Annotated in this window: 17 protein-coding genes, 1 tRNA gene and 1 pseudogene; 11 read left to right on the top strand and 8 right to left on the bottom strand. The window is 60.5% G+C overall.

The features are described from left to right. Position 1: 1 nt before the first annotated feature. The 4 genes from AC1D05_RS34835 to AC1D05_RS34820 all read left to right on the top strand — a co-directional run bounded on the left by AC1D05_RS34835 (position 2) and on the right by AC1D05_RS34820 (position 1985). On the top strand, positions 2-511 hold the full coding sequence (locus AC1D05_RS34835; protein WP_477447425.1) for an ABC transporter permease subunit: 510 nt from the start codon (positions 2-4) through the stop codon (positions 509-511). A 1-nt stretch (position 512) separates the two neighbouring features. Further along, positions 513-800, top strand: a complete 288-nt coding sequence (locus AC1D05_RS34830) for an ABC transporter permease subunit (RefSeq protein WP_477447423.1) — start codon at positions 513-515, stop codon at positions 798-800. Next, positions 682-1194, top strand: a complete 513-nt coding sequence (locus AC1D05_RS34825) for an ABC transporter permease subunit (protein WP_477447421.1) — start codon at positions 682-684, stop codon at positions 1192-1194. Before AC1D05_RS34830 ends, AC1D05_RS34825 begins: the two co-directional genes overlap by 119 nt. Before the next feature lie 326 nt (positions 1195-1520). Further along, positions 1521-1985, top strand: coding sequence for an Hsp20 family protein (locus tag AC1D05_RS34820; RefSeq protein WP_477447419.1), 465 nt, complete (start codon positions 1521-1523; stop codon positions 1983-1985). A 59-nt stretch (positions 1986-2044) separates the two neighbouring features. Here AC1D05_RS34820 and AC1D05_RS34815 read toward each other — a convergent pair whose 3' ends face one another. Further along, the gene (locus AC1D05_RS34815; protein ID WP_477447417.1) at positions 2045-2626 is read right to left on the bottom strand and encodes a hypothetical protein; all 582 of its coding nucleotides are present in this window, start codon (positions 2624-2626) and stop codon (positions 2045-2047) included. Positions 2627-3354: 728 nt separating this feature from the next. Here AC1D05_RS34815 and AC1D05_RS34810 point away from each other — a divergent pair. Beyond that, positions 3355-6555, top strand: coding sequence for an amino acid permease (locus tag AC1D05_RS34810; RefSeq protein ID WP_477447415.1), 3201 nt, complete (start codon positions 3355-3357; stop codon positions 6553-6555). Positions 6556-6878: 323 nt separating this feature from the next. On the opposite strand, the gene AC1D05_RS34805 is transcribed toward AC1D05_RS34810, so the two are convergent. Next, positions 6879-8138 (bottom strand): integrase, encoded by a 1260-nt coding sequence (locus AC1D05_RS34805; RefSeq protein ID WP_477447413.1) that lies wholly within the window; start codon positions 8136-8138, stop codon positions 6879-6881. 661 nt (positions 8139-8799) lie between these two features. Between AC1D05_RS34805 and AC1D05_RS34800 the strand changes: the two genes are divergently transcribed. Further along, a complete protein-coding gene (locus tag AC1D05_RS34800; protein ID WP_477447411.1) occupies positions 8800-9150 on the top strand; it encodes a curlin in 351 nt (116 codons plus the stop codon). A 411-nt stretch (positions 9151-9561) separates the two neighbouring features. Here the strand turns inward: AC1D05_RS34800 and AC1D05_RS34795 are convergent, their stop codons facing one another. Next, positions 9562-10269: a winged helix-turn-helix transcriptional regulator gene (locus AC1D05_RS34795; protein ID WP_477447409.1), complete on the bottom strand. Its 708-nt coding sequence runs from the start codon at positions 10267-10269 to the stop codon at positions 9562-9564. Between the two features lie 153 nt (positions 10270-10422). Here AC1D05_RS34795 and AC1D05_RS34790 point away from each other — a divergent pair, with 153 nt between their 5' ends. The 3 genes and pseudogenes from AC1D05_RS34790 to AC1D05_RS34780 form a co-directional block, all read left to right on the top strand. Then, complete coding sequence (locus AC1D05_RS34790; protein WP_244571046.1) at positions 10423-10869, top strand: hypothetical protein; 447 nt, start codon at positions 10423-10425, stop codon at positions 10867-10869. A 7-nt stretch (positions 10870-10876) separates the two neighbouring features. Beyond that, a complete protein-coding gene (locus tag AC1D05_RS34785; RefSeq protein ID WP_179297788.1) occupies positions 10877-11179 on the top strand; it encodes a YdhR family protein in 303 nt (100 codons plus the stop codon). Positions 11180-11267: 88 nt separating this feature from the next. Then, a pseudogene (locus AC1D05_RS34780) lies at positions 11268-11408 on the top strand (GYD domain-containing protein); the annotation flags it as partial. Positions 11409-11668: 260 nt separating this feature from the next. On the opposite strand, the gene AC1D05_RS34775 reads toward AC1D05_RS34780, so the two are convergent. From AC1D05_RS34775 to AC1D05_RS34765, 3 genes are all read right to left on the bottom strand, one after another. After that, positions 11669-11941 (bottom strand): hypothetical protein, encoded by a 273-nt coding sequence (locus AC1D05_RS34775; RefSeq protein WP_477447407.1) that lies wholly within the window; start codon positions 11939-11941, stop codon positions 11669-11671. A gap of 607 nt (positions 11942-12548) precedes the next feature. After that, positions 12549-12625 (bottom strand) — tRNA-His (locus tag AC1D05_RS34770). 350 nt (positions 12626-12975) lie between these two features. Beyond that, positions 12976-13434 (bottom strand): phasin, encoded by a 459-nt coding sequence (locus AC1D05_RS34765; protein ID WP_477223983.1) that lies wholly within the window; start codon positions 13432-13434, stop codon positions 12976-12978. 251 nt (positions 13435-13685) lie between these two features. Here AC1D05_RS34765 and AC1D05_RS34760 point away from each other — a divergent pair, with 251 nt between their 5' ends. Then, positions 13686-17801, top strand: coding sequence for a PAS domain S-box protein (locus tag AC1D05_RS34760; RefSeq protein WP_477447405.1), 4116 nt, complete (start codon positions 13686-13688; stop codon positions 17799-17801). Between the two features lie 281 nt (positions 17802-18082). Here AC1D05_RS34760 and AC1D05_RS34755 read toward each other — a convergent pair whose 3' ends face one another. Continuing rightward, positions 18083-20041 carry an acetoacetate--CoA ligase gene (locus tag AC1D05_RS34755; RefSeq protein ID WP_477447403.1) on the bottom strand — a complete coding sequence of 653 codons (1959 nt, stop codon included), beginning with the start codon at positions 20039-20041 and terminating at the stop codon, positions 18083-18085. A gap of 217 nt (positions 20042-20258) precedes the next feature. Here AC1D05_RS34755 and AC1D05_RS34750 point away from each other — a divergent pair, with 217 nt between their 5' ends. Beyond that, complete coding sequence (locus AC1D05_RS34750) at positions 20259-22112, top strand: AsmA family protein (RefSeq protein WP_477447401.1); 1854 nt, start codon at positions 20259-20261, stop codon at positions 22110-22112. A 19-nt stretch (positions 22113-22131) separates the two neighbouring features. Here AC1D05_RS34750 and AC1D05_RS34745 read toward each other — a convergent pair. Next, positions 22132-22371, bottom strand: a 240-nt coding sequence (locus AC1D05_RS34745) for a transposase (RefSeq protein ID WP_477447399.1), incomplete at its 5' end; no start/stop codon positions are given.

The following is a 22371-nucleotide window of genomic DNA, read 5'->3' as shown; positions in this document are numbered from 1 at the left end:
CTTGCAGCAGCGTCTCAGGCCCATCGCGATCTGGAGTCTCGACGAACGACCGGCGCGCTGGGCTGTGAGTTTGGTTGGGCTAAGTTCCGAATTCCAACTCAATGGATTTGTCGCCGCGACTCTATCGCTTGGGATCGTTCAGGGCGGCTACAGCACCGAGGTCTTGCGTGGCGCGATCGTGGCCATCCCGAAAGGCCAGATAGAGGCAGCGTATTCACTGGGTTTGACCCGGCGCAAGACGTTCTTCCTGGTGACTTTGCCGCAAATGGTGCCCCTGGCCTTGCCGGGGCTTGGCAATCTGTGGCTGGTCGTTTTGAAGGAGAGCCCACTGGTCAGCCTGATCGGTTTTACCGAGCTGGTTCTCGCCGGCAAGATGGCTGCCGGCGCGACGGGCGATTACGTTATGTTCTATTGCGCGATCGCCTTCGTTTTCCTTGTGATGTCGGGCATATCAGCGCTGCTTTTTCATGCCCTCGAAACAGCCACCGTGCGTGGCGGAAGGCGGAGCTAGCGTGACGGAGTTTGGAGCCTATCTTGCCAATCAGCTCCTGGCCGGCGTCCAGGTCACCATAATCTTGTTCGTTGGCTGCGCGGTGGTCGGCAATGTGCTTGCCATCCCGGTTGCCCTGGCCCGGTTGTCCAACAGAAGATGGCTGCGATATCCGGCGGTTGCGTTCATCCTTGCATTCCGGGGCACTCCGCTCCTGGTCCAGCTCTATTTCTGCTACTTTGGCGTCGGCCAGATTCTCGCCGGCGTCCCTTCGATACGCTACAGCCCGCTCTGGCCCATTTTGCGCTGACTTCTATGCGTTTTTTACCCTTTCCCTGAACACCGCGGCCTACTGCGGCGAGATATGGAGAGGGGCGATCCAGGCCATACCAGAAGGACAAAGTGAGGCTGGCCAGTCGCTCGGCCTGTCGCAAACTCGGATCATGATTTCAGTCCTTCTCCCGCAGGCATTCAGGTTGGCAATGCCGGCGATCGGCGGTCAGAATATCCTGCTTTTGAAAGGAACAGCGCTTGCCTCGACGATCACCGTCTTCGAACTTATGGGGGCGGCCAACCTCGTTCATGCGCAGACCTTTCGGGTCTACGAGCCTCTGTTCGCCGCGGCAGTGGGATATTTCCTGCTGGCCGCGCTGATTACTGTTGGCTTCGGTTTTTTCGAGAGACGGCTTGCTCGACGATATTGACTGGCACGGATCGGGGTCGCTTGTGACCCGATCTCGCAGTTTTTCCCTTTCGCCCCAACGCCGGCGGTCACCAGACACAGCTAATGCGATGGCAAAAGCTGGGACGGGGCCGTGCCATGGCTTGCAGAACTGGCCCGACTTTCAAGAAGACATTTCCGCGCGAAACGATCGCCCGTTTTCCCACATATTTTTTTTGCGAATGGCTCTTGAACCCATTTTAGACGACGCCTAAGTCGCGTGCCGTCGAGGCCTAAGGGCTCGACAGCAGGCGGCGCCGCATGGGGCGGCGTCCCTTATACCCATGTTGCTTCAAGGAGAATGTGGCTATGAGAACCTTCGACTCCCTTTATCGCACCACCGTTGGTTTCGACCGCCTTTTCGACATGCTCGACAGCGGCGCCCGTCCCGACTGGCCGCCCTACAACATCGAGAAGGTCGGCGAGAACGAGTACCGCATCGCCATGGCGATTGCCGGATTCAGCCAGGATGAAGTCGAACTGACCCAGAACGGCCCCGAGCTTGTCGTCGTCGGCCAGAAGGGCGACGAGCCCGCCGGCCGGCAGATGCTGCACCAGGGCCTTGCTTTCAGGAGCTTCCGGCAGACGTTCAAGCTCGCCGACCACATGAAAATCACGGCGGCTAACCTCGATAATGGACTGCTGACCATCGACATCGTCCGTGAGATTCCCGAAGAGCTGAAGCCGCGTCGCATCAGCATCGGCACGAGCGATGCGCCGGCGGTCAGCAAGCAGATTGCGCAGGATACGCAACGTCCGCGCAAGGCTGCCTGATCGTAGATCTTCTTCACCCCTTGAAACTGCGGTCCGCCTCCCGGTCTCGGCCGGGAGGCCTAGATTGCGGAGGACGGAGATGAGCAACGAGCATCTGACCGAGATGAAAACCGCCGGGCGCCGGTCCCGACTTGAAGCCGTTTTTTGTTTGCTTGACCATCCCGACAAGGTCTTACGGCATCCTCGCTTAACACGTGGCGAGGCGGGCGCTGCTCTCCTCCTGGGCATCCGACGCCCATGCGGTGGAAAACCAGCCAACCTTGCGCAGGCTTGACGATGGAACCGTACTTCCCGTCGATGAGATTTTGAGAGCCTTGAAGTCTCTGGATGAGAAGCTGGTAGGCGGCCAGCATCAAGCGTTCACCGCCATGAAGGTGATCGGCGCCGGTAGTATCCATGACCAATCCGGCTGGAGTATCCACAGCTACGATCGGCGCGTACCGCCGCAATGCCCATAGCGCCAGCCGCTCCAATGCCTCCGCGTCTGCATCGGGCTCCGCTTCCATAACTGCCAGCCCGTGAACGATGGCCTGCGCCTTCGTTGCCGGCATGCCGACGCGCAAGCCCGCCTCCAGTGCCGCGCGGTCGGCTGCAACCACCAGGCGACGGTTGCCTTGCCGTCCGACCAGCGCGCTGGCCACAGCTCACCCCTGAACGGCACGCAGCCGTCCAAAAGTCGGTAGTGCCTTCGCCTAAACTGCCCTGCGTGCCAACGCCTGACGCTTGGCACGCACAGCAACTTTCAAGACGTCTCGTCTGTCGTCCCGGCCTGGAAATGCCTCACCAAGCGGCTGTGTCACGAGCGTCGTCGGGAACCCGCCAAGGAAATCGACATATCCATGTTCGTGATATGGGACGGCGAATACAATCGCGCTAGGTGTGCACCTTTCATCTGGATGTCGCGGAAATGCGCGGCGAAGCATGGCGCTGCTGCCGCCGCCAGCCATCTGGCGCTCATATCTGAAGTCTCAAAAACCCGCACGATATCGAAATCAGAAGCGGAGAATTGTCCGTTCTTGTCCACAATGGCAGCCCTCACGCAACCAGATACCCTTCAATAGTTTCGTCGAATTCGCTGGTTCAAGGTCATTCGATTGTACGTTTTTAACAAAATCGCGGTGTGCTTACTTGCTTACCAGCCCGATGACGGGCTTTTACAATTCTCCCGGAACAAGACGAGCATACGGTTGCCGGTTGATGCCGGCGGCAAACCCGAGCCGTAGCCATCTAGGGGGACGTACGGAATCTTAATACTTCAAGCTCACCGTACCTGTCTGGATTAGACAGGCGATATCCGATTGCGTCGCCTGCGATTACCCAATCCCGGTCGCGCTTCGAAAGCCTACCGCATTGGAATGGACCCATCAGAATGCGCGACGTCACTCCTTGTCGACCGCACCCAAGAACCTTGGGATGGACGGGTACGACGGCGCTCGCGATGGGAGGCAGCAATCAAAGCCTCTTTCTGATCGCCGCCCTTTTTGTCGGCCAAGGGAATATTCCCGGTCAAGGAAGCGCAGCGGTCCCGTTGCTCGTTGTTGGTCTGCTTCTTAGTTGGGCTGCGGCGCCGGCGTGGACCGAATTGGTGCTCATGTGGCCAAACCGCGTTGGCGGTATCTCTGCAGCGTGCGCGGAAGCTTTCCGGCCCTACAGTCCCGTCCTCTCGGCCTTGACAGGCACATGCTACTGGTGGGGTTGGGTCCCAACGTGCGGGCTGACCGCGGTTCTTTCAGCGTCCGCAATCCAGCAATGGTACCTGCCGGACCTCCCCGTGGAGGCGGTCGCCTGCGCGCTCATCGGGTTTTTTACGGCGGTCAACCTGTGTGGAATCAAGTGGGTGGTACGACTGGCGATGCCGATCGCCACAGTCTCCGCGATGCTTGCGTTTCTGTCATCTTTTATCCCGATCATTAGCGGCGCGGTTGACTGGCGGCAGGCGACTGACTTTACGCTGACAAGTCCGTTTGCCGGGCTGTTCGGCAACATCACGTCGGTAATGGCAGGACTATATCTGATCGGATTCGCCGCGCCGGCGTTTGAGGCCGCAGCTTGCCATGTTGGCGAAACCATCGACCCTAACCGCAATATTCCTCGCGCGATGTTGGCCAGCGCCGGAATGGCCGGCATCTATTTCTTCGTCCTGCCGGTTGTTTGGTTGGGTGTGCTTGGGCCAGGGCCACTCGGCACGGACCTCGCGGTGGTCCTCGGCCCCACGTTTGCTCCCCTATTGGGCAGTTTTGGCAAAGCCGCCGCCATCTGGTTCATCATGTTGAACATGTTTCATGGAACGTTGCAGCCCTTGGCGGGCGCCGCGCGGACCCTTGCGCAACTGAGCGAGGACGGCCTGCTGCCGAGGTTCCTGGCCAGCCGCACCGCAACGGATTGCCCATGGGCGGCAACCCTGCTCACCGCTGGCGCCGCCATCGGTTTCATGCTCTGCGGATACCCGCTCTGGATGATTGCTGCGGCCAATTTTACCTATCTGATTAGCATCTGCATGCCCAACATCGCAGTCTGGCTCTTGCGCCGAGACCATGCCGATGCCAACCGACCGTTCCGTGCTCCCAGGGGAACGATCGTCCTTGGCTTAGGGGCGGCGGCAATATGGCTATTGACCGCCGTACTGGGATTCCAGCAGTTTGGCCTTCCTACAGTATTGTTCGGTCTGGCGTTGGCATATTCGGGCGCTGCGCTTTACGCGTGGCGCGCCATGGAGGATCGGCACGCACTGGGTCTACCCTTGCTGGCGCGCACGCTTCACCTGAAGCTTACTGGAGCCATGCTTTTTGTGCTCGTGCTTGACGGTGCCGGTTATTTCTTGGCAATCGGCAGCGTTTCCCACGTGCAAGCCCCACTGATCGCAGCGCTGGAGGACATTTTTGTTGTCGTCGCGCTACTGACCATCAGCGTCGGCCTGGTTTTGCCGGGAATGATTACCCATTCGGCAAGCGAGGTGACCAATGCAGCGAAGCGTTTGACATCAGGAACGTTAAGGGACTTCTCTCTCGCCATGGCTGCTCTGGGGCGAGGAGACCTCGTAGCGGCGCACGCTTCGGTGAACATCTTACCGGTGAGGGTAAACTCTCGGGACGAACTCGGAGAGATGGCTGCAAGCTTCAACCTCCTTCAAGATGAAGTGAAAGAGGCCGCCCACGGACTGGACGAGGCGCGTGAGAACATGCACGTAGCGCGCACCGAACTTATGGCACGGCACGAGAAAATCGAGCATCTTGCCCATCACGACCCGCTTACCGGTCTTGCGAACCGCACCGCTCTTGCAGCGCACCTGGCCAAGGCGCTTGAGCAGGCGAAAGCATTGCACGGCAACTTTGCCGTTCTCAGCATCGACCTTGACCATTTTAAAGAGGCCAACGACGTTTTTGGGCACGCGGCCGGCGACGATCTTCTGTGCGCCATCTCCCGGCGCCTTGAAACTGCGGCGCCCGAAGCCTTTGTCGCCCGCATGGGCGGTGACGAATTCACACTTGTCCTGGCCATGGGTGAACAGCCCGCTGGAGCCCAGGGCGTCGCCGACCGTATGTTCGAATCGGTGGCAGGCGAATTCGAAATCCGGGGCCAGCACATTTCCATCGGGCTGAGCATCGGCGCAGCGATCTATCCGAGCGACGGAGAGAGTGCCGCGGCTTTGATGGCAAATGCCGACGCCGCGCTCTACCGAGCCAAGGCGGACGGTCGTCGAATGCTGCAGTTCTTTGATCCTGAAATGGACAGGCGGCTAAGAGAACGTTACGCCTTGCAGCGAGATTTGCGTTCGGCAATCGCACATGGCGAACTTGTGCTCCACTATCAGCCGCAAGCTAGGATAGACGGCGAAATCTTTGGTTTTGAGGCACTCGCCCGGTGGCACCATCCAAGACTTGGGCTCATCCCGCCGACGGCGTTTATCCCCCTTGCCGAACAGGATGGCACGATCGTTGAAATAGGTGAATGGACGCTCCGGCAGGCATGCAAGGAGGCCGCCTCCTGGGCCGCGCCCCTGCAAATCGCGGTCAATCTTTCCCCTGTGCAATTCCGTTTCGGGGACCTGGTGGGGCTCGTTCATTCGATCCTCTACGAGACCGGCCTTACGCCGGGACGCCTGGAACTGGAAATCACCGAAGGGGTTCTCATCCGTGATCGGGCAACCGCGTTGTCGGTTTTACGGCGATTGAAGGCATTGGGCGTCAGGATCTCCATGGATGATTTTGGAACCGGATATGCTTCCCTTTCCTCGCTACAGGCGTTTCCATTCGACAAGATCAAGATTGATCGCAGTTTCGTTTCCGGCGTCAACTCGAATGCCCAGTCGGCCGCCATCGTACGAACGATTCTCAGCCTGGGAAATGCGCTGACCTTGCCTGTCATCGCAGAGGGCGTTGAAACAGAAGACGAACGTGTCTTCTTGATGACTGAAGGATGTCCCGAGATTCAGGGTTATCTCGTGGGACACCCGCGTCCAATAGCGCTGTATGAAGATGTGACGAATGGCTTGGGTGCCCGATCAAAATTTCCTGGTGAAAAACAGGATTTGCAAGTTGCTTTGGGCAAGCGAGCAAATGTTGCCAGCTAGCCTAGAAACTTGTCTTACGATCTTCTACCTGAGCGCCGTCATACCAACTGCCTAGGGCCCAATTGTTACACGCCTTCCTGCCTATGCCGCCTTCAGGGGCTACAAAGCTTCTGGGTTCGGACGGGAAGCCACAAGATGACGCTCGACCATTATCAGGTGGTTTGGAAAAGCCTAAAGGCCCCGCCGACCCAGCGCCGCCGCCCATTACGTGGCGATGCGCCCCACGCACCAGAATCGTAAAAAATAGAGCAAAGTTAGAATGTCCGCCTTACCCAGGCAGCGTTCAAGAAAGGAGCGACGCCTCGCCGCAGCCCATCAGCGCGTTAAACGATTGAGGGATCAAACGGCAGGACGATCTTCATGAGTTCTTCCTGCCACATTTTTATGTCGCCGCCTTCGCCGTATTTCGGACGATCGATGGTGTGGCCCATCAGCATACGCCGGAGTTTCTCATCCAGCCTGGCGTTCTTCATGCGGTCTTCAAACGAATGGCGCAGCGAATAGACCGTATGTTTGTCGGTCGGGAACAATTTGTGGTTCTCGAAATGCTTGTTGAGCAGAGCTGATAGCGACGCCTCGCGATCCTTGTACCTCGGAAAGCCATTAGGGTGCCTCTTGAACACCTCAAGCGCCACGCCAACAAGCGGTATCTTACGGACGGATGAGGCCGTCTTGATCTCCCGTGGGTCGTCAGGATCTTCGCGCGGCTCCACCGAGATGTGAGGCACCTCGTGATCGAGATGTATGACGCCGTCGTGCAAGTTCGCAAGCTCACTCGGGCGAGCCCCGGTTTCCGCGAAGGCTAGCACAATACCGCGCGCCTCGTCGTTGAGCGCCGCAAGCGCGCCAGGCGCGAAGATCCTGTCGCGAATCCAGTCGGTCGGGAATGGTGGACGACTGCGTTTCGACTTGTCGCCGAATGAGAGATCGGCGAACGGATTCTTCCGTTCGGGTGAACCGAGATGACGATAGTAGTCGCCATAAAGGGTTCGCAGGTTCCCCATGTTTCGGTTTCCAGTCGACGCCGAACGGTCTGGCCTCCCCTTCTCGGGTGCAATTCTATCGAACCAATATTTATGCACCACACGCGCGTCGTCCCGCGTGATCTCACCCATTGGCTTGTCACTGACCAGGGTGATGAAGACATCGACGCTCGTCTGGCGTTTTGCCTTCCATCGTTTCTTTTGCTCAGCGCTTTTGGTGCGGAGTTCGTCGCGGACGATCTCGTCAAAATAGAGCTTCAGCGCTTCCGATATCTTATCGTCAGGATGAGAAACAGCACCAGTAACCGCGTCGATCACGGGAGAGTTGGCAGGCGTTCCAATCGTGGCCTCGACCCGCTGAATGATGGTATCCAGCTGCTCGGCGACGAACAAATCTGCGAGCGGCCGATAGACGAACCCTAGCGCTTCGACCCGTTTGATAGCTTGCTTGTAGCGAACACGCGCGGCTTGTGGATTTTCGCCCAGTATAAGGGAAGCCCATAACGCATTGTCGGCAGCCTCATGAAGATCACGGGCGGTGCGCGCCTTTATGCGGTCAGTGGTGTCGAGGGCGCGACGCACGATACGAATTGGCCGCAAGCCAGACTATCGTCACGACAAAATTCTATAATAAATTCAATGTCCTTAGCGAGAAAGACGATGGTACCGTTGGCTGGGATCGAGCCCTAGTGCAAGATATTGTTTTTATTGATATTTTTCTGCTTCATCGCTCGATTTGTATCACAATAGGTGTCACAATATGTAGCACATTCTCGGCGACTTCCCCGACATGCCTTTCGAAGCGCGCCAGCGACCAAAATACTGCTTCATTCCATTGCTCCGAACGAGCTTCACCCGGCAAGAAATTGATGGATCCGAATTGCGCGCCATGCGAACTGCCGTTGCGGATGTTCGCAGTCGGGACCATGCATTGGAGAGAACGGTTGGATTGATCAACTCGCCATATCGCGCGCCGACCTTGATTTGGTAGGCCCGGAGGGACGTCGCCTTTTCAACAAAATCAAACAGTTAGCGGGTGGTTCACCCAGCCATATCCTTCGTATGTTCTCGTATTTGGTGGCGAACGCAGTGGAGAGGACTCCGAATGAGGGCTCAGCCCGACTCGTCACGTTGTCGAAATCAAAACAACGCCGACTGCGCAGGATTGCAAATGCGTGGTTGCGGGGACACGCAGCCACCGATACCGACATTCGCTGATCGTCCGATTTGACGATGGTCGGCCGCATCGCGTCGACGCAAGTTGCGAGCCGGACCGGCTTACGCGGGCGGCTGGGTTTCTGCGACCTATGCCCCTGACAACGCCCGCGACGCCGGTGCCTTGTCGACTGGACTGCGCTTCTATTCGCTGTATCGCGGCTTGCACGGCGCCAGCATCCGCCAGTCCGGACATGGCAACGCAGCCGGCGTCGGCCAGAACGGCCGCGGCAATCTGGGCATCATCCATCAGGAAGGCAACGGCCATTCCGCCACCCTGCAGCAGAACGGCGATGACAACGCCTACGGAATTTTCCAGTTCGGAAGGAATACCGACGCCAATGTCGTGCAGAACGGCAATGGCGGTGGCGGCGCCACCTTCAGCTACGGCTGGTAACTGCCGTCACGCGAACGTATCGGCTGACGTGGCGCGAGGCCAGAATGAGCGAGACCCTCAGAGGCTAGCAGTCCCTTGATGGAGCGGCTTGCCGGTCGTCGAGAGGCCAGTAAAGCTCCGGGCCGATGTCAATCAAACGACCGAAGTAGCGTCGGCACGGATAGCCGCCGCAACTTCCGAAAGCCACCAACGCCGAAAAAGCATACGCTGTCAAAGTGCTTCCGCAGTGCTTCCACGCTGAAAGCAGATACCCGTCTGTAAGCTATTGATTTTAATTATGGAACTGGCGCGCCGGACAGGATGAAACTGGGCACCGCTATCTTATTGTTTGCGCTATAGCTTTTTGAGACAAGCCCATATGGCCCTTTCGTCCTGGGCGGCTTGAACAAGGCTGCAACCCCAATATGGCTTTCAAGAAAGCTGGACAATTACCTGGAGCCCTGCATAGACCGAGGCTCGCAGCCAGCGGTCCATGCTGCGGGCGAGGGCGGGGTCGCCGCTCAGAAAAAGGCGGCCCCTTTCTTTCTCGCGCTCGATGCTGGAGTGGCCCTCGATGATGGCCCCCAGTGAAACAACGCCGGTCTCGACGTAAAGGTCAACATCCCGGCCGGGGTCGAGCCAGCATAGCTCGGGGAAGTCCGCGCCTGGCTCGACCACAAACCAGCAGTTGGGACACTTCAGTGGGGGATCGTCGCGGAAATGGAAGCGGATGACGGCGCGCCGCCGCGGCAGTTCAGCGAGGTCGATCATTCGCCGCACGACCCACATGATGGTCGAAGCATCCGCACCGCTGAGCGCGATCTCCGCCTCGATGTTGCATAGCGCCCATTCCGCCAGCGCGTTCATCGCCGGTTCGAGCTTGATCGCCTTCTCGGTGCGGAAATAGTCGACGGTGCCCGCCGCCTTGTCCTCGACGCGCTCGACCAGGCCCAACGCTTCCATCTCCTTGAGCCGCCTCGACAGGATGGCGGACGAGATGTTGCCCAACCCCTTGCGAATGTCGTTGAAGCGGGTCGAGCCGTTCCAGAGTTCGGTCAGGATTTGGATCGTCCAGCGCGGTTCAAGGATCTCGCAGGCAAGCGAGATCGGACAGATCAGTCCGTAAGGCCGACGCGTCATGGCCGGGCGCTCCTTTGCCGCAAGTTAGTCCTTGCGAAGGTCTAAGGCCAGTTCACAATCTGAAGCGGAACGCTTCCGAAACTGCCCTAGCGCCTGCCCGCCTTCCGCCGTCATGGTGATTGAACTCGGATGGTCAGACTTAGGAGCAAGAAAATGTTTGCTTTGAGAAAAATTCTCGCAGTGACTCTCTTGGCTACGGTGTCGTTCGGCTGGCCCGCGATGGCGACCGACGCGCCCAAGCTATCGCCTCTAAAATTTTCCAAGGAATGCAGTGATTACAACGGTGAAACACCGAGCTTCTGTACAATTACCGAATCGAGTCTGAAGGAAATACCGGCTGGCACAAAGGTTCTTTATTATGGCCCTGTTCTCAGTAGCCCGCTATTTACGAGCAGCTCCGTCGTTCTCGCCGTTGGGCCAGGCGACTCTGCGATTGGTTATTGCATCGTCTATGACACCGCGAAACCGCCAACAGGACATTGCGCGTTCTCCGCAGGAAGCGGGACGTTGGCCGGCTTTCAAGCTATTCTGAACGTGACGGTCGATGACAAGCAAATTTGGCATTGGGAGGGCGGCTATCTTCTCGCAGCCGCGAAGTAGCACTCTTATGTCGGCCAAAATCCTGCAAATCAACTACAAGCTCAACGGGCCGAGGGCCGAGTATGAGAGAGAAAACCTGCCCTATGCTCAACCCATCGCGGACATACCTGGCCTGCGCTGGAAGGTCTGGATCATAAACGAGGCCCAAAGCGAAGCTGGCGGGATCTACCTATTCGACGACGCCGCCGCGGTGCAAGCCTTTTTGGACGGGCCAATTATTACGGAGATGAAAGGTGACCCGACGTTGAGCATCAAGGCGTTTGACGTGATCGCAGAACTCACGACCATCACACGTGGCCCGGTGAAGTAGTATTGCCGGAGCTTGGGAGGGCGCGTGTTGCGGACGAAGGAGCGGGTATCTTCATGCCGACTCCGCTGCCAACAGCATTCGGCATTCCATCCCCGCACTTCTCGTCGTCGGCGCATCGGGAGCAGTATCGAATGTCAAAACCGTGCGAGCGTACACCGGCGCGGAGTTCAAGGCGGCTCAAGAGAAGGCCGGCAAAATCGCTTCTTCCTACAAATCCCCGGCAAAATAAGCAGACCACTGGTGCACCATCACGGGCGGGCAAGGCCCTTTATCACGCTGCTAAAGTCAGGCCCGCTGCTTCGGTGGCGGGCTTTCCTTATCTTGTGGCAGAAAAGTCACGCAGCTTGAATATGCAGAGCTTCAACCTGCGCGAGCTTATTATCGAGCTAAGCGGGGCGTACCGTTATTCACGGGCAAAGGGGAGTCCCGTCCTCCCGAACTAGCGCCCGCTGCCCTCTCAGGTGGCGGGCTTTTTCAATTGCGCTGGCCCTAAATTGGGCTCGCGATGAACTGCAGGAACGCGTCGCCCACCCCGGTTGTTCTCTTCGCCAAGAAAACGCCTGAGGTGCCCATTGTCATCATGCCTCCGGTGTCGGCCAAACCTTCACGGTTTAGATCAGACATCACGCGGGTCAATGCCGCTGGCGAAATGACCGATTCGGGTAATGCCGCTCGAAGGACATTCATTTGCGCCCCAGCCATCATCTGGCTCGCTCTCTCCTTCATTTCAGGCGTGGAGGACGGATCGGACAGCAATTTCAAAACGCGAACGTGAGCTGGTGAAAACCGTTCAATGTATCCAAAGAAGGCGCCTCGAAGAATCTCATCGATCTGAAGTCCTGCGGCAATGTTGAGAACACCGTTGCGCAGCTTCGATCTTTTCCTCTTTCGCGGTCCTTACGGCTGCGGCCGTGGCTTCGGCTACTGCAGAGACAAAGTCGTCATTTTCGTCCAGCTTCGAAGGATCAAAGTCTTGCAGGCGGTCTTGGAGATCGCGCAGGCCTTCGCCTACCCTGGTGAACCACTGGTCCCGCCTCTTCTGGAGAGGAGCGGCGACAAACCTCTCAACAATCTGCCCGATTGCATAGCCAGCGCCAGGAATGAGCGTGGCGGCCTCCCGCATCGATCGCCGTTCGCGCGACGTGGTACGCACCGGACCGCGTATCCTTTTCGGGGTACGGCGGCAGGCGGTCTTTTTCGTCGTTCATCGGTCCCCCTATATGTCGCATCCATGTCGCACGGACCTGCCGATAGTCGCAGGAACCCCTTTGAAATCAATGGTAGCCAGTTGCAACATGACGCGACATGACAACCGGGTTTTACCGCAACCCGGTTTCAGCCACACCCTTGATTTTATTGAAAAAGCCGATGGTACCGTTGGCTGGGATCGAACCAGCGACCTCCGGATCCACAATCCGGCGCTCTAACCATCTGAGCTACAACGGCACATTGCCTGAGCGGGTCGAGGTGGAAAGTCTCCGCGATCCGCTCTGTCGTTCGGCGATGCGTCCTTACGGGCTTATGGATTCTAATTCAAGGCTTTTGCAAAGCAAAGACCACTTCCCCACATCTCGCCGCAACGGCGCTGGTTTCGCCGGGCAAAGAAAAAGGCCGGCGGGAGGAGGTGCCGGCCTTTTCCTGTTACGAGCCAGCGGGAGGAGGTGCTGGCTGGTCACCCCGGGGAGCAGAGGGAGGAGGTTCCACTCGCCGGGTATTCCTTGATGGCTACCATCATACGCCTGATCGTTTTTAAGAAAATGCGACCTTTTGTTGCATCTTCAGATCATGCGCAAATGTTAGGCAGCCTTGATGTCCTTCACTGCCTTCTCGAAGGCGGTCTTGATCGGCTTGGAGACGTCTTCGGCCGCCTTGGAGGCAACAGCCTGAAAGTCCTTAGCCTGCTCGACGGTCGACTCGATGCGCTTGCGCAGGAAGGAAGTCTGCAGCTCGACGACTTCCGACAGCGACTTGGCGCCGATCAGGGCTTCGAGATGCGAGAAGCCGGCTTCGGCATTGGCGCGGAGCGCGGCGATGGTCTTGAGCGACAGGTCGCTGGAAACAGTCTTGGCGGTCTCGTAGGTCGACTCCAGAGCCTTCTGGGTCTCCTCGGCGCCGGTCTTCAGCTTGGCATAGGCCTCTTTCGACTGCTCAACGCCCTTTTCGGCGAAAGCGCGCATCTGGTCGGTGGCCTTGGAAGCGTCGAAGCTCGGAAATTCAACGTTTTCGATCGTGTCGGCGGTCTTGGTCCTGGACATTTTTCCATCCTTTTCAGCGGCAGCGGCTTTGACAGAAAGCCGTCTCGTTCAGTTATGATGGCAATATAAAGGCAATTTTTGTGCATTGCAATATCTTTGTTGCACTGCACCATAAATTTCTTTCGGGCCGTTAACCAAAAGCCCAGAAACCAGCCTTTGCACGTTCTGGCTTGTGGACCTTCGCGCCTCCGGCTTTTATTAACAAAGCGTTAACTGCAAATTTCGCCGCTCCGTGAGGGTTCGCCAAGCGCATGCCGTCCGAATATTCCTTCCTCGACGTCGCCGTGCTCGACGCGGTCCGCCAGCGCTTTGCCGCCGGCGACGCGCTCGCCATCCTGTCGGTGGACCTGGAGCAGGTGATCTGGGCCAATGGGCCGGGCGCCGCCGTGTTCGGCTACCCCGACATCGAAGCCATCATCGGCGCCTCCGCACAGTTGCCGCTGATCGCTCGCCGCCAGATCATGGCGACCAGCGGTTTTCCCGAGATCGGCAGCGATCGTGGCATCACCGTCAGGTTGGCGACCGGCATGACCAGCCGGACCATCGGCTTCCAGGCCAGTGCCGTGACCCTGCCCGACGGCGAAAAGGCGATCATGCTGGCGGTGCCGGCGGCACAGACAGGCTCGCGCAGTGCGGCCGAGATTGCCAGCCGGGCGATCAGCGGCTTTAACGAAGACGGCCATTTCATCGCCTTCATCGATGCCGGGGGCAATGTCGAGGCCGCCTCGGAGGGATTTTCAGCGCTCGGCATCCAGCCCGCGACACTGGCCGCCCTGGTGGCCGACGTGGCTGCCGAGGACGAGCGCATCGTCAAGCGCCTCGTTCCGGGCGGCAACACCTCCTACCCGGCCGGCCTCGCGCGGCTGACACCCGAGCGGCATCTGCTGGTGGTGATCGACGAGGATCAGCTCGAGGACAACGCGTCTGCTGCAGAGACCTCGGCGGACGAGCCCCCCGCAGCAACGGAAAGCCCCATCAACGAGATCGGCGGCGCAACAACAGCGGCAAAAAATGCCGCGGCAGAATCTGAACCTCACCAGGACAATCAGCCGACGGCGGATGTTTCGCAGACAGAGGCGATCGAGCCTCCTCCCGCCACTGCCGAGCCAGTCACTGTCGAGCCAGCCACTGCCGAAATTGAGCAGCCTGCCCCCTCCGAGCCCATGGCCAAAGATATGCCGGAACAGGCAACGCAAGAGATTGCGGAGCCGACCGGGCCGACATCAGTTGCCGCCGACAACGATCAGCCGGCGACGGGCGGCACGCCGCCACAGCACGACCATTGGTACTTCAATGCCGGCGAAGATGACGCGCGACCGGCGCCTGCCACACCGAAACCGGAAAACGTGGCCGAAGCGATCGGCACCGAGGCTTTGGTGGACAGCGCGAAGCCGGACGACGCCACCTCCCCGGCTGCATCGATCGCAACCCCGGCCGCCCGGACGATTGACCGCTCGGCGGCGCCGCTGCGCTTCGTCTGGCGCACCGACGGCGAGGGCAAGTTCAGCGCGCTGTCGCCGGAATTCGCCGATATCGTCGGCAAGCCGGCCGCCGACGTGATTGGCCGGCGCTTCAGGGATGTCGCGGCTGCCTTCGGCCTTGATGCGTCCGGCGAGATCGCTGGCCTCCTGGAGCGGCGCGACACCTGGTCCGGCCGCTCCGTGCTGTGGCCTGTCGTCGGCACCGACCTGAAGATCCCCGTCGACCTCGCGGCTTTGCCTGTCTATGGCCGCAGCCGCGCCTTCGAAGGTTTTCGTGGCTTCGGCGTTGCCCGCCCCAGTGACGCGATCGTCGATCCGGAAGCGATCGGCATGGCCCTGGTGCCCAATGGCGAGGCGCCAGTGGCGGCGTCCGTACCGGAAGCCGTCGAAGCTCCCGCTGAAGCGCCGAAGGCCGAGGAACCAAACGCGTCAGATCCATTCAAGGGCGAGGTGCCGGCGCTGACCATCGTGCCGAAACAAGAGCGGCGCTTTGCCGACAAGGTCATCCGCCTGGCCGAACACCGGCAGCCGGCCAACGACAAGGGGCTGTCGACACTGGAACGCAGCGCCTTCCGCGAGATTGGCGAGCGGCTGAAGAAGGACAGTGCGCCGGCCGAGCCGCCAGAAGCCGACAAGCCCGGCATCGAAAGCCCGACGCAACCGGCAGTCGAGACACCGGCCGAGCCCGCGGCGGAAACGGCAGCGGAGACCCTGGCCGGCAAGACGGAAACTCCGATCGAGTCCGCGGGCGAGGCTGCCTCGACGCCTGACGCTGCCCCAGATCATGAGTCGTCAGAGGCCGGCGAAATCCCCGCGACGGCGCCACACAACGATGCGGTGCTGGCCGAACCATCCGAGACCGAAGTCGATAGAGAGCACGAGGCGGATCTCGCACGGCTTGATGGCGCCCATCCGGACGACGTGGTTCACGAGGAGCATGCCGACACGCCGTCCGGTGCGACAGGCTCGCTGCTCAGCTACGCCGACCACAGCGACGAGCCGAGCCCCATCGCGGACAATGACGAGCCGACAGCCGCTGAACCGGTCGCCGCGGAGCCGGAAAGTGCCGAGCCCGCCGCGATTGAGGATAAACCGGCCGTAGCGGCAGCCGGACATGTCGCAGCCGACGACGACAGCATGACGTCGGCCGATTTTCGCGATGCCGAGGACAATGAGGATTGGACCGACAGCGCTGAAGATGCCGCGGTCGATGATGAGACCGTAGAGCATGCCGGACCATCGACAATCTCCGAAGGCCAAGCCACTACGCCAGCCACCGAGACTGTCGGTGCACAAGATGCAGCCGAGATCCAGCGTCCACGCCTGCAGGTACCGCCGCTCAAGACCGAAGGGGTCGTGCCCTCCGCCTTTTCCATTGGCTATGAAAGCAAGGCCCCCGATACCTCACTGCTCGGCAAGCTGCCAGTGCCGCTGCTCATCCATTCGGGCGACCAGCTGCACTATGCGAACGAGGAATTCCTCGACCTGACCGGCTACGACACGCTGGAGGATCTCGAGGATTCCGGTGGCCTGGGCGCGCTGTTTGCCGATCCCTATGCCGATGACGGCACCTCCGACGGCAGCGACCGATCGCTGCGGCTGAAGACGCGCGATGGCCAGGAATTCCCGATCGACGCCATCCTGCGCTCCGTTCCCTGGCGCGACGGCAAGGCGCTGATGCTGGTCGTGCGCCGTTCCGGCGAGGATGACACGCCTGCGGCCCTGCACGCGGTCGGCGAGGAGCCGACACAGCCCGACATTTCCGAGCTCAAGGCACGCATCGCCGAGATGCGCACCATCATCGACACTGCCACCGACGGCGTCGTGCTGATCGGCAGCGACGGCACCATCCGCTCGATCAGCCGCCCTGCCGAAGCGCTGTTCGGTTTCGACAGCGACGAGGTGACCGGCAAGCCATTCGCCTCGCTGTTTGCCATCGAAAGCCAACGCGCGGCGCGCGACTATCTCACCGGCCTGTCCGAGCCCGGCGTGGCGAGCGTTATGAATGACGGCCGCGAGGTGATTGGGCGCGAAGCGCAGGGGCGCTTCATACCGCTGTTCATGACCATCGGCCGGCTGCCCAATGACAGCGGCTTCTGTGCCGTCGTGCGCGACATCACGCAGTGGAAGCGGGCCGAAGAGGATTTGACGCAGGCACGCGCGGTGGCCGAGCGGGCTTCCTCGCAGAAGACCGATTTCCTCGCCCGCATCAGCCACGAGATCCGCACGCCGCTCAACGCCATCATCGGCTTTTCCGAATTGATGGTCGACGAGAAGTTCGGGCCGGTCGCCAATGACCGCTACCGCGACTATCTGCGCGACATCAACCGCTCGGGCAACCATGTGCTCGACCTGGTCAACGACCTCTTGGACATCTCGAAGATCGAGGCCGGCCAGCAGGAGATGGCCTATGAGGCGGTGTCGCTCAACGACACGCTGGCCGAGACCGTGGCGATGATGCAGCCGCAGGCCAACCGCGAACGCGTCATCATCCGCTCCAGCTTCGCCTCGCGGCTGCCAGAGGTGGTGGCCGACCTGCGCTCCGTGCGCCAGATCGCGCTCAACATCCTGTCGAACGCCATCCGCTACACCCAGGCCGGCGGCCAGGTGATCGTCTCGACGGCCTACGAGACTTCGGGTGATGTCGTCATGCGCGTGCGCGACACCGGCATCGGCATGAGCCAGGCCGAGATCGAGCAGGCGCTGAAGCCATTCAAGCAGATCAATGCGCTGAAGCGCGGACGCGGCGACGGCACTGGCCTTGGCCTGCCACTGACCAAAGCGATGGTGGAAGCAAACCGCGCCCGCTTCACCATCAATTCGACGCCCGGTGAAGGCACGCTGGTGGAGGTCGCTTTCCCCTCGACCCGGGTGCTCGCGGAATAGGTCACGACCTCCCCGCCAGCCTTCCGCTACCCCATTCCGCTAAAAGAAAAGGCGCCCAAAGGACGCCTTAAGAGATGGGATTGCTGTCACAACGGGGGCTTGAGCGAATTCAGATCCTCCGGGGGCTGAGGAACGGGATTTCTCCCTCAAGTTACATGCGACTATCGACGCCGGGCCTTAACAAGTCCTTACCGGGCTGTCGAAAAGTTTACGAATGTGTACCACTCATGAAATCTAGGTAAATTCTACCGACAGATTTCGTTAACCATGGCGTCCGCCCGTCACTCGGCAAGTTGCGGCAGGTTCCTAAAAAGCTCCAGCGCCTCGGGATTGGCGAGCGCTTCCTTGTTCTTGATGGCGCGGCCATGCACGACGTCGCGCACGGCAAGCTCGGTGATCTTGCCCGACTTGGTGCGCGGAATATCTGTGACGGCGACGATTTTGGCCGGCACGTGACGCGGGCTCGCGCCGCTGCGGATCTTGGCGCGGATGCGCTTTTCCAGATCCTCGTCGAAGCTCACGCCGGCGGCCACCCGCACGAACAGCACGACGCGCACGTCATTGTCGAAATCCTGGCCGATGCATAGCGCTTCCAGGATTTCCGGCATCTGTTCGACCTGATTGTAGATCTCCGCCGTGCCGATCCTCACGCCGCCCGGATTGAGCGTGGCGTCGGAGCGGCCGTGGATTATCATGCCGCCATGGACGGTCCATTCGGCGAAATCGCCATGGCACCAGACATTGTCGAAACGCTCGAAATAGGCCGCCTGGTATTTCTTGCCGTCAGGGTCGTTCCAGAAGCCGATCGGCATCGACGGGAAGGCTTTTGTGCAAACCAGTTCGCCCTTCTGCTCCCGGATTGGCTTGCCGTCATCATCCCAGACATCGACGGCAAGGCCGAGGCCGGGTCCCTGGATCTCGCCGGTCCACACCGGCTGGGTCGGCACGCCGAGCACGAAACAGGAGACGATGTCGGTGCCGCCGGAAACCGAGGCGAGGTGCACGTCCTTCTTGATGCCGTCATAGACAAAGCGGAAATCCTCCGGCGACAGCGGCGACCCCGTGGAGGAGATGGCGCGCACCGTGGACAGATCGTGCGTGCGGATCGGCTTGAGGCCGGCCTTGCGCACGGAATCGATGAATTTGGCCGAGGTACCGAAAAAGGTCATCTTCTCGGCATCGGCAAAACCAAACAGTACATTGCCGTCTGGATAGAAGGGCGAACCGTCATAGAGCAGCAGCGTCGCCCCGGAGGCGAGGCCTGAGACCAGCCAGTTCCACATCATCCAGCCACAGGTGGTGAAATAAAAGATGCGATCGCCGTCGATCAGCCCGGCATGCAGCCGGTGTTCCTTGACATGCTGGATCAGCGTGCCACCGGCCGAATGGACGATGCATTTGGGAATGCCGGTGGTTCCGGACGAAAACAGGATGTAGAGCGGATGCGAGAACGGCAGCCGCTCGAACGTCACGGGCTTGACGGCAAAAGGCGACAGCGCCTCTTCCAGCGCCACGGCCTTGTCGATGGTTGCGGCCACGTCGGCCGAGGTGCCGAGATAGTCGACGAGCAGGACCTTGCGGACACTGCCGAGCTTGGCGGCGACCGCCGCAACCTTGTCGGCGACCTCGATCGCCTTGCCATTGTACCAGTAGCCGTCGGGCGCGATGAAGATGACGGGCTCGATCTGGCCGAACCGGTCGAGCACGCCCTGCTCACCGAAATCTGGGGAACAGGATGACCACACCGCGCCGATCGAGGCCGCGGCCAGCATGGCGGCAACGCTCTCGGGCATGTTGGGCATCATGGCGGCAATGCGGTCGCCCTTCTTCACCTTGAGCGACAGGAAAAGCTGCTGCAGGCGCGAGACCAGGCCATGCAGCTGGTTCCAGGACAGCCGCCGCTCGACCTTGTCTTCGCCGCGAAAGACGATGGCCTCGCCTGCGCCGGTCTTCTTCAACAGGTTCTCGGCGAAGTTGAGCGTGGCGTCGGGGAAGAACGAAGCGCCGGGCATTTTGTCGCCGTCGGCGAGAATGGTCTCGCCCTTGTTGCCGACGACATCGCAGAAGTCCCACACCAGGCTCCAAAAACCCTCGCGATCTTCGACCGACCAGCGGTGAAGGTCGACATAGGAGGAGAAGGATGTGGCGGCTTTCGTCTCCGCCGCCTTCATGAAAGCGGTCAACGGCACCGCATCAATCTGGTCTTGCGTCGGGGTCCAGAGCGGTACTTCGGCAGCCATGATCGATCCTCCCACGGTCGTCATCGCTTATGCATATCGCAGCGCAGCAGAGCAAGATTTTGTTGGGCGCAAGCGGCCAGGTGTGCGCAAATGCCATCGCCGGGCCATAAAGACTTGAAATGCCTCAGTCCTAAGTCGTAGTGACGACTGGGGTCGTGGTGACGACCGGGTTTACATACGTCGGGCGATTAATCGGAACGGAAGCGTATAGGGCGAGATGCCATCATCCTTGATCCGCCGCGGAGTATGGGCGATCGGCGCTGCCGTGATCGTCATCGCTCTGGTGGTCGCCACGCTGCCGCTGATCGCCTCGACGCGCATCGTGCGCGACCGCATCGCCTGGGAAATGAGCGCCTGGAGCGGCTTCCGGGTCGCCATTGACGGTTCGCCGCGCATCGAGGTCTGGCCGAAATTCCGCGCAATCCTGACCGATGTGACGCTGTCGAAGTGGACGGACACCGACGCGCCGCCGGTCGTCGAAGCCGAACGGGTCGAGATCGACCTCTCGGCCATGGCGGCCCTGCAGGGCGATGTGGCGTTTTCCACGGCGCGGCTGGTGCGGCCGACGATCCGGGTCCAGCGCACGGCGGATGGCCTGTTCCTGCCCACGGCACCGACCGGTGGCCGCATCGCGCGCTCCATCGACACGGCGCGCGGCGTGGTCAGTGCTGATCCCGCCAAGCCCGATCTCGATAAGCTGCCGGCCGACACGTTCGGCACGGTGGAGTTCAGGGACGGCCGCATGGTGGCTCCGGTCAACGGCAAGGACGAGGAGATCCTGAGCAGCCTCAGCGGCCAGGCAACCTGGGCGGCGATGAACAGCAATGCGACGCTATCGGCAACCGGGATCTGGCGCGGCGAAAGTGTGACAGTCGACGCGGCCTCGCCGAAACCGCTGGTGCTGTTTGCCGGCGGCATGGCGCCGCTCACTTTGTCTTTCAAGGCAGCGCCCGCCACCTTTTCCTTCGACGGCACGGCCAGCATGTCCGAGAACGCCTATTTCGACGGCCAGGTGAAGTTCGCGGCACCGTCGCTGCGCCGCGTGCTGGAGTGGTCGCAGGCCGGCATCGCACCGAGCGCGGCGATCGGCTCCGTCAGCATTTCGAGCAAGGTCACGGCGTCGGCCGGACGCATCAAGTTCGAGAACACCGCGCTGGCGCTGGACAACAATCCGGGCATGGGCGCGCTGGACCTGTCGCTTGGCGACGCCCAGCCGGTGATCTCGGGCACGCTCGCTTTCGACACGCTCGATCTCAGGTCATTCCTGTCCGCCTTCACGCCGCTGGGGCCGGCGAGCGGGGCTGGACCTGGTGACGTCGAGGCTAGTTTCGCCGACCGAGTCAATCTCGATCTCAGGCTGTCGGCGGCGCATGCCACGGCCGGCGCCATCCAGCTTGCCGATGTCGCCGCCACCGCCCAGGTCAAGGATGGTCTTTCCGTCTTCGATATTTCCGACGCCTCCGCCTTTGGCGGCAACATCCAGACCAGCCTTCGTTTCGACCGCAAGCCCGAGGGCACCCAGGTCGAGATCCGGCTGCTTGCGTCCGATGTCGATGGCGGCGCGTTCGGTACGGCAGCCGGCATGACCCGGCTGGTGCCGGTCGGCACGGGCACCGTTTCGGTCATCCTCAAGGGGCCGGGCAGGACCTGGGATTCGATCTTTGAAAATGCCGATGGCTCGGTCTCGGCGACCTTCGGCCCCGGCGCGCTGAGCAAGTTCAACCTGCCGGCCTTTCTCAAACATAGCGAACAGGGCGGCTTCTTCGCACTCGACGATGTCTCGGACGGCACGCTGCCGATCGACGGCGCCGAAGTGAAGGCGACCATTTCGAGAGGCGTGGCGCGGCTGGACAAGGCCGAGGCCAATTCGGCGAAATACAAGATCTGGCTTTCCGGCATCGCCTCCTATGCGGGGCGTGGGTTGGCGCTGTCCGGCGGCGTCATCCAGCCGGACCAGGCGGCGACACAGAAGACCGGCCAGCAGGGACCCAACCAGTCGTCTTTCTTCGTCGGCGGAACGTGGAGCACGCCGTTCATCTCCCCGATAAGCCGCGGCGTTTCGGGCGAATAGTCGGGCGCTTTAGAGCGTTTCACGTTTTGATAGAAGCGTAGCCTGCGTTTTCGAAGTAGTTTTTGCATTCGGCTGCCTCGATGGTTTCGACGAGTTGGCCGATATGGCGCCAAGTTTCCTCGACGGTGCGTTTCTGAGCCTGGCGCATCCAGTGTTTGATCTTGGCGAAGGCCTGCTCGATCGGATTGAGGTCCGGAGAGTAGGGCGGCAGGTACCAAAGCCTGGCGCCGGCGGCTTTGATCATCTGCCTGATGGCCGC

It is taken from the genome of Mesorhizobium sp. P2_E9 (genome assembly GCF_056403815.1).
Note: the sequence above shows the minus strand (reverse complement) of the source record. Positions and strands in the feature narration are given on the sequence as shown.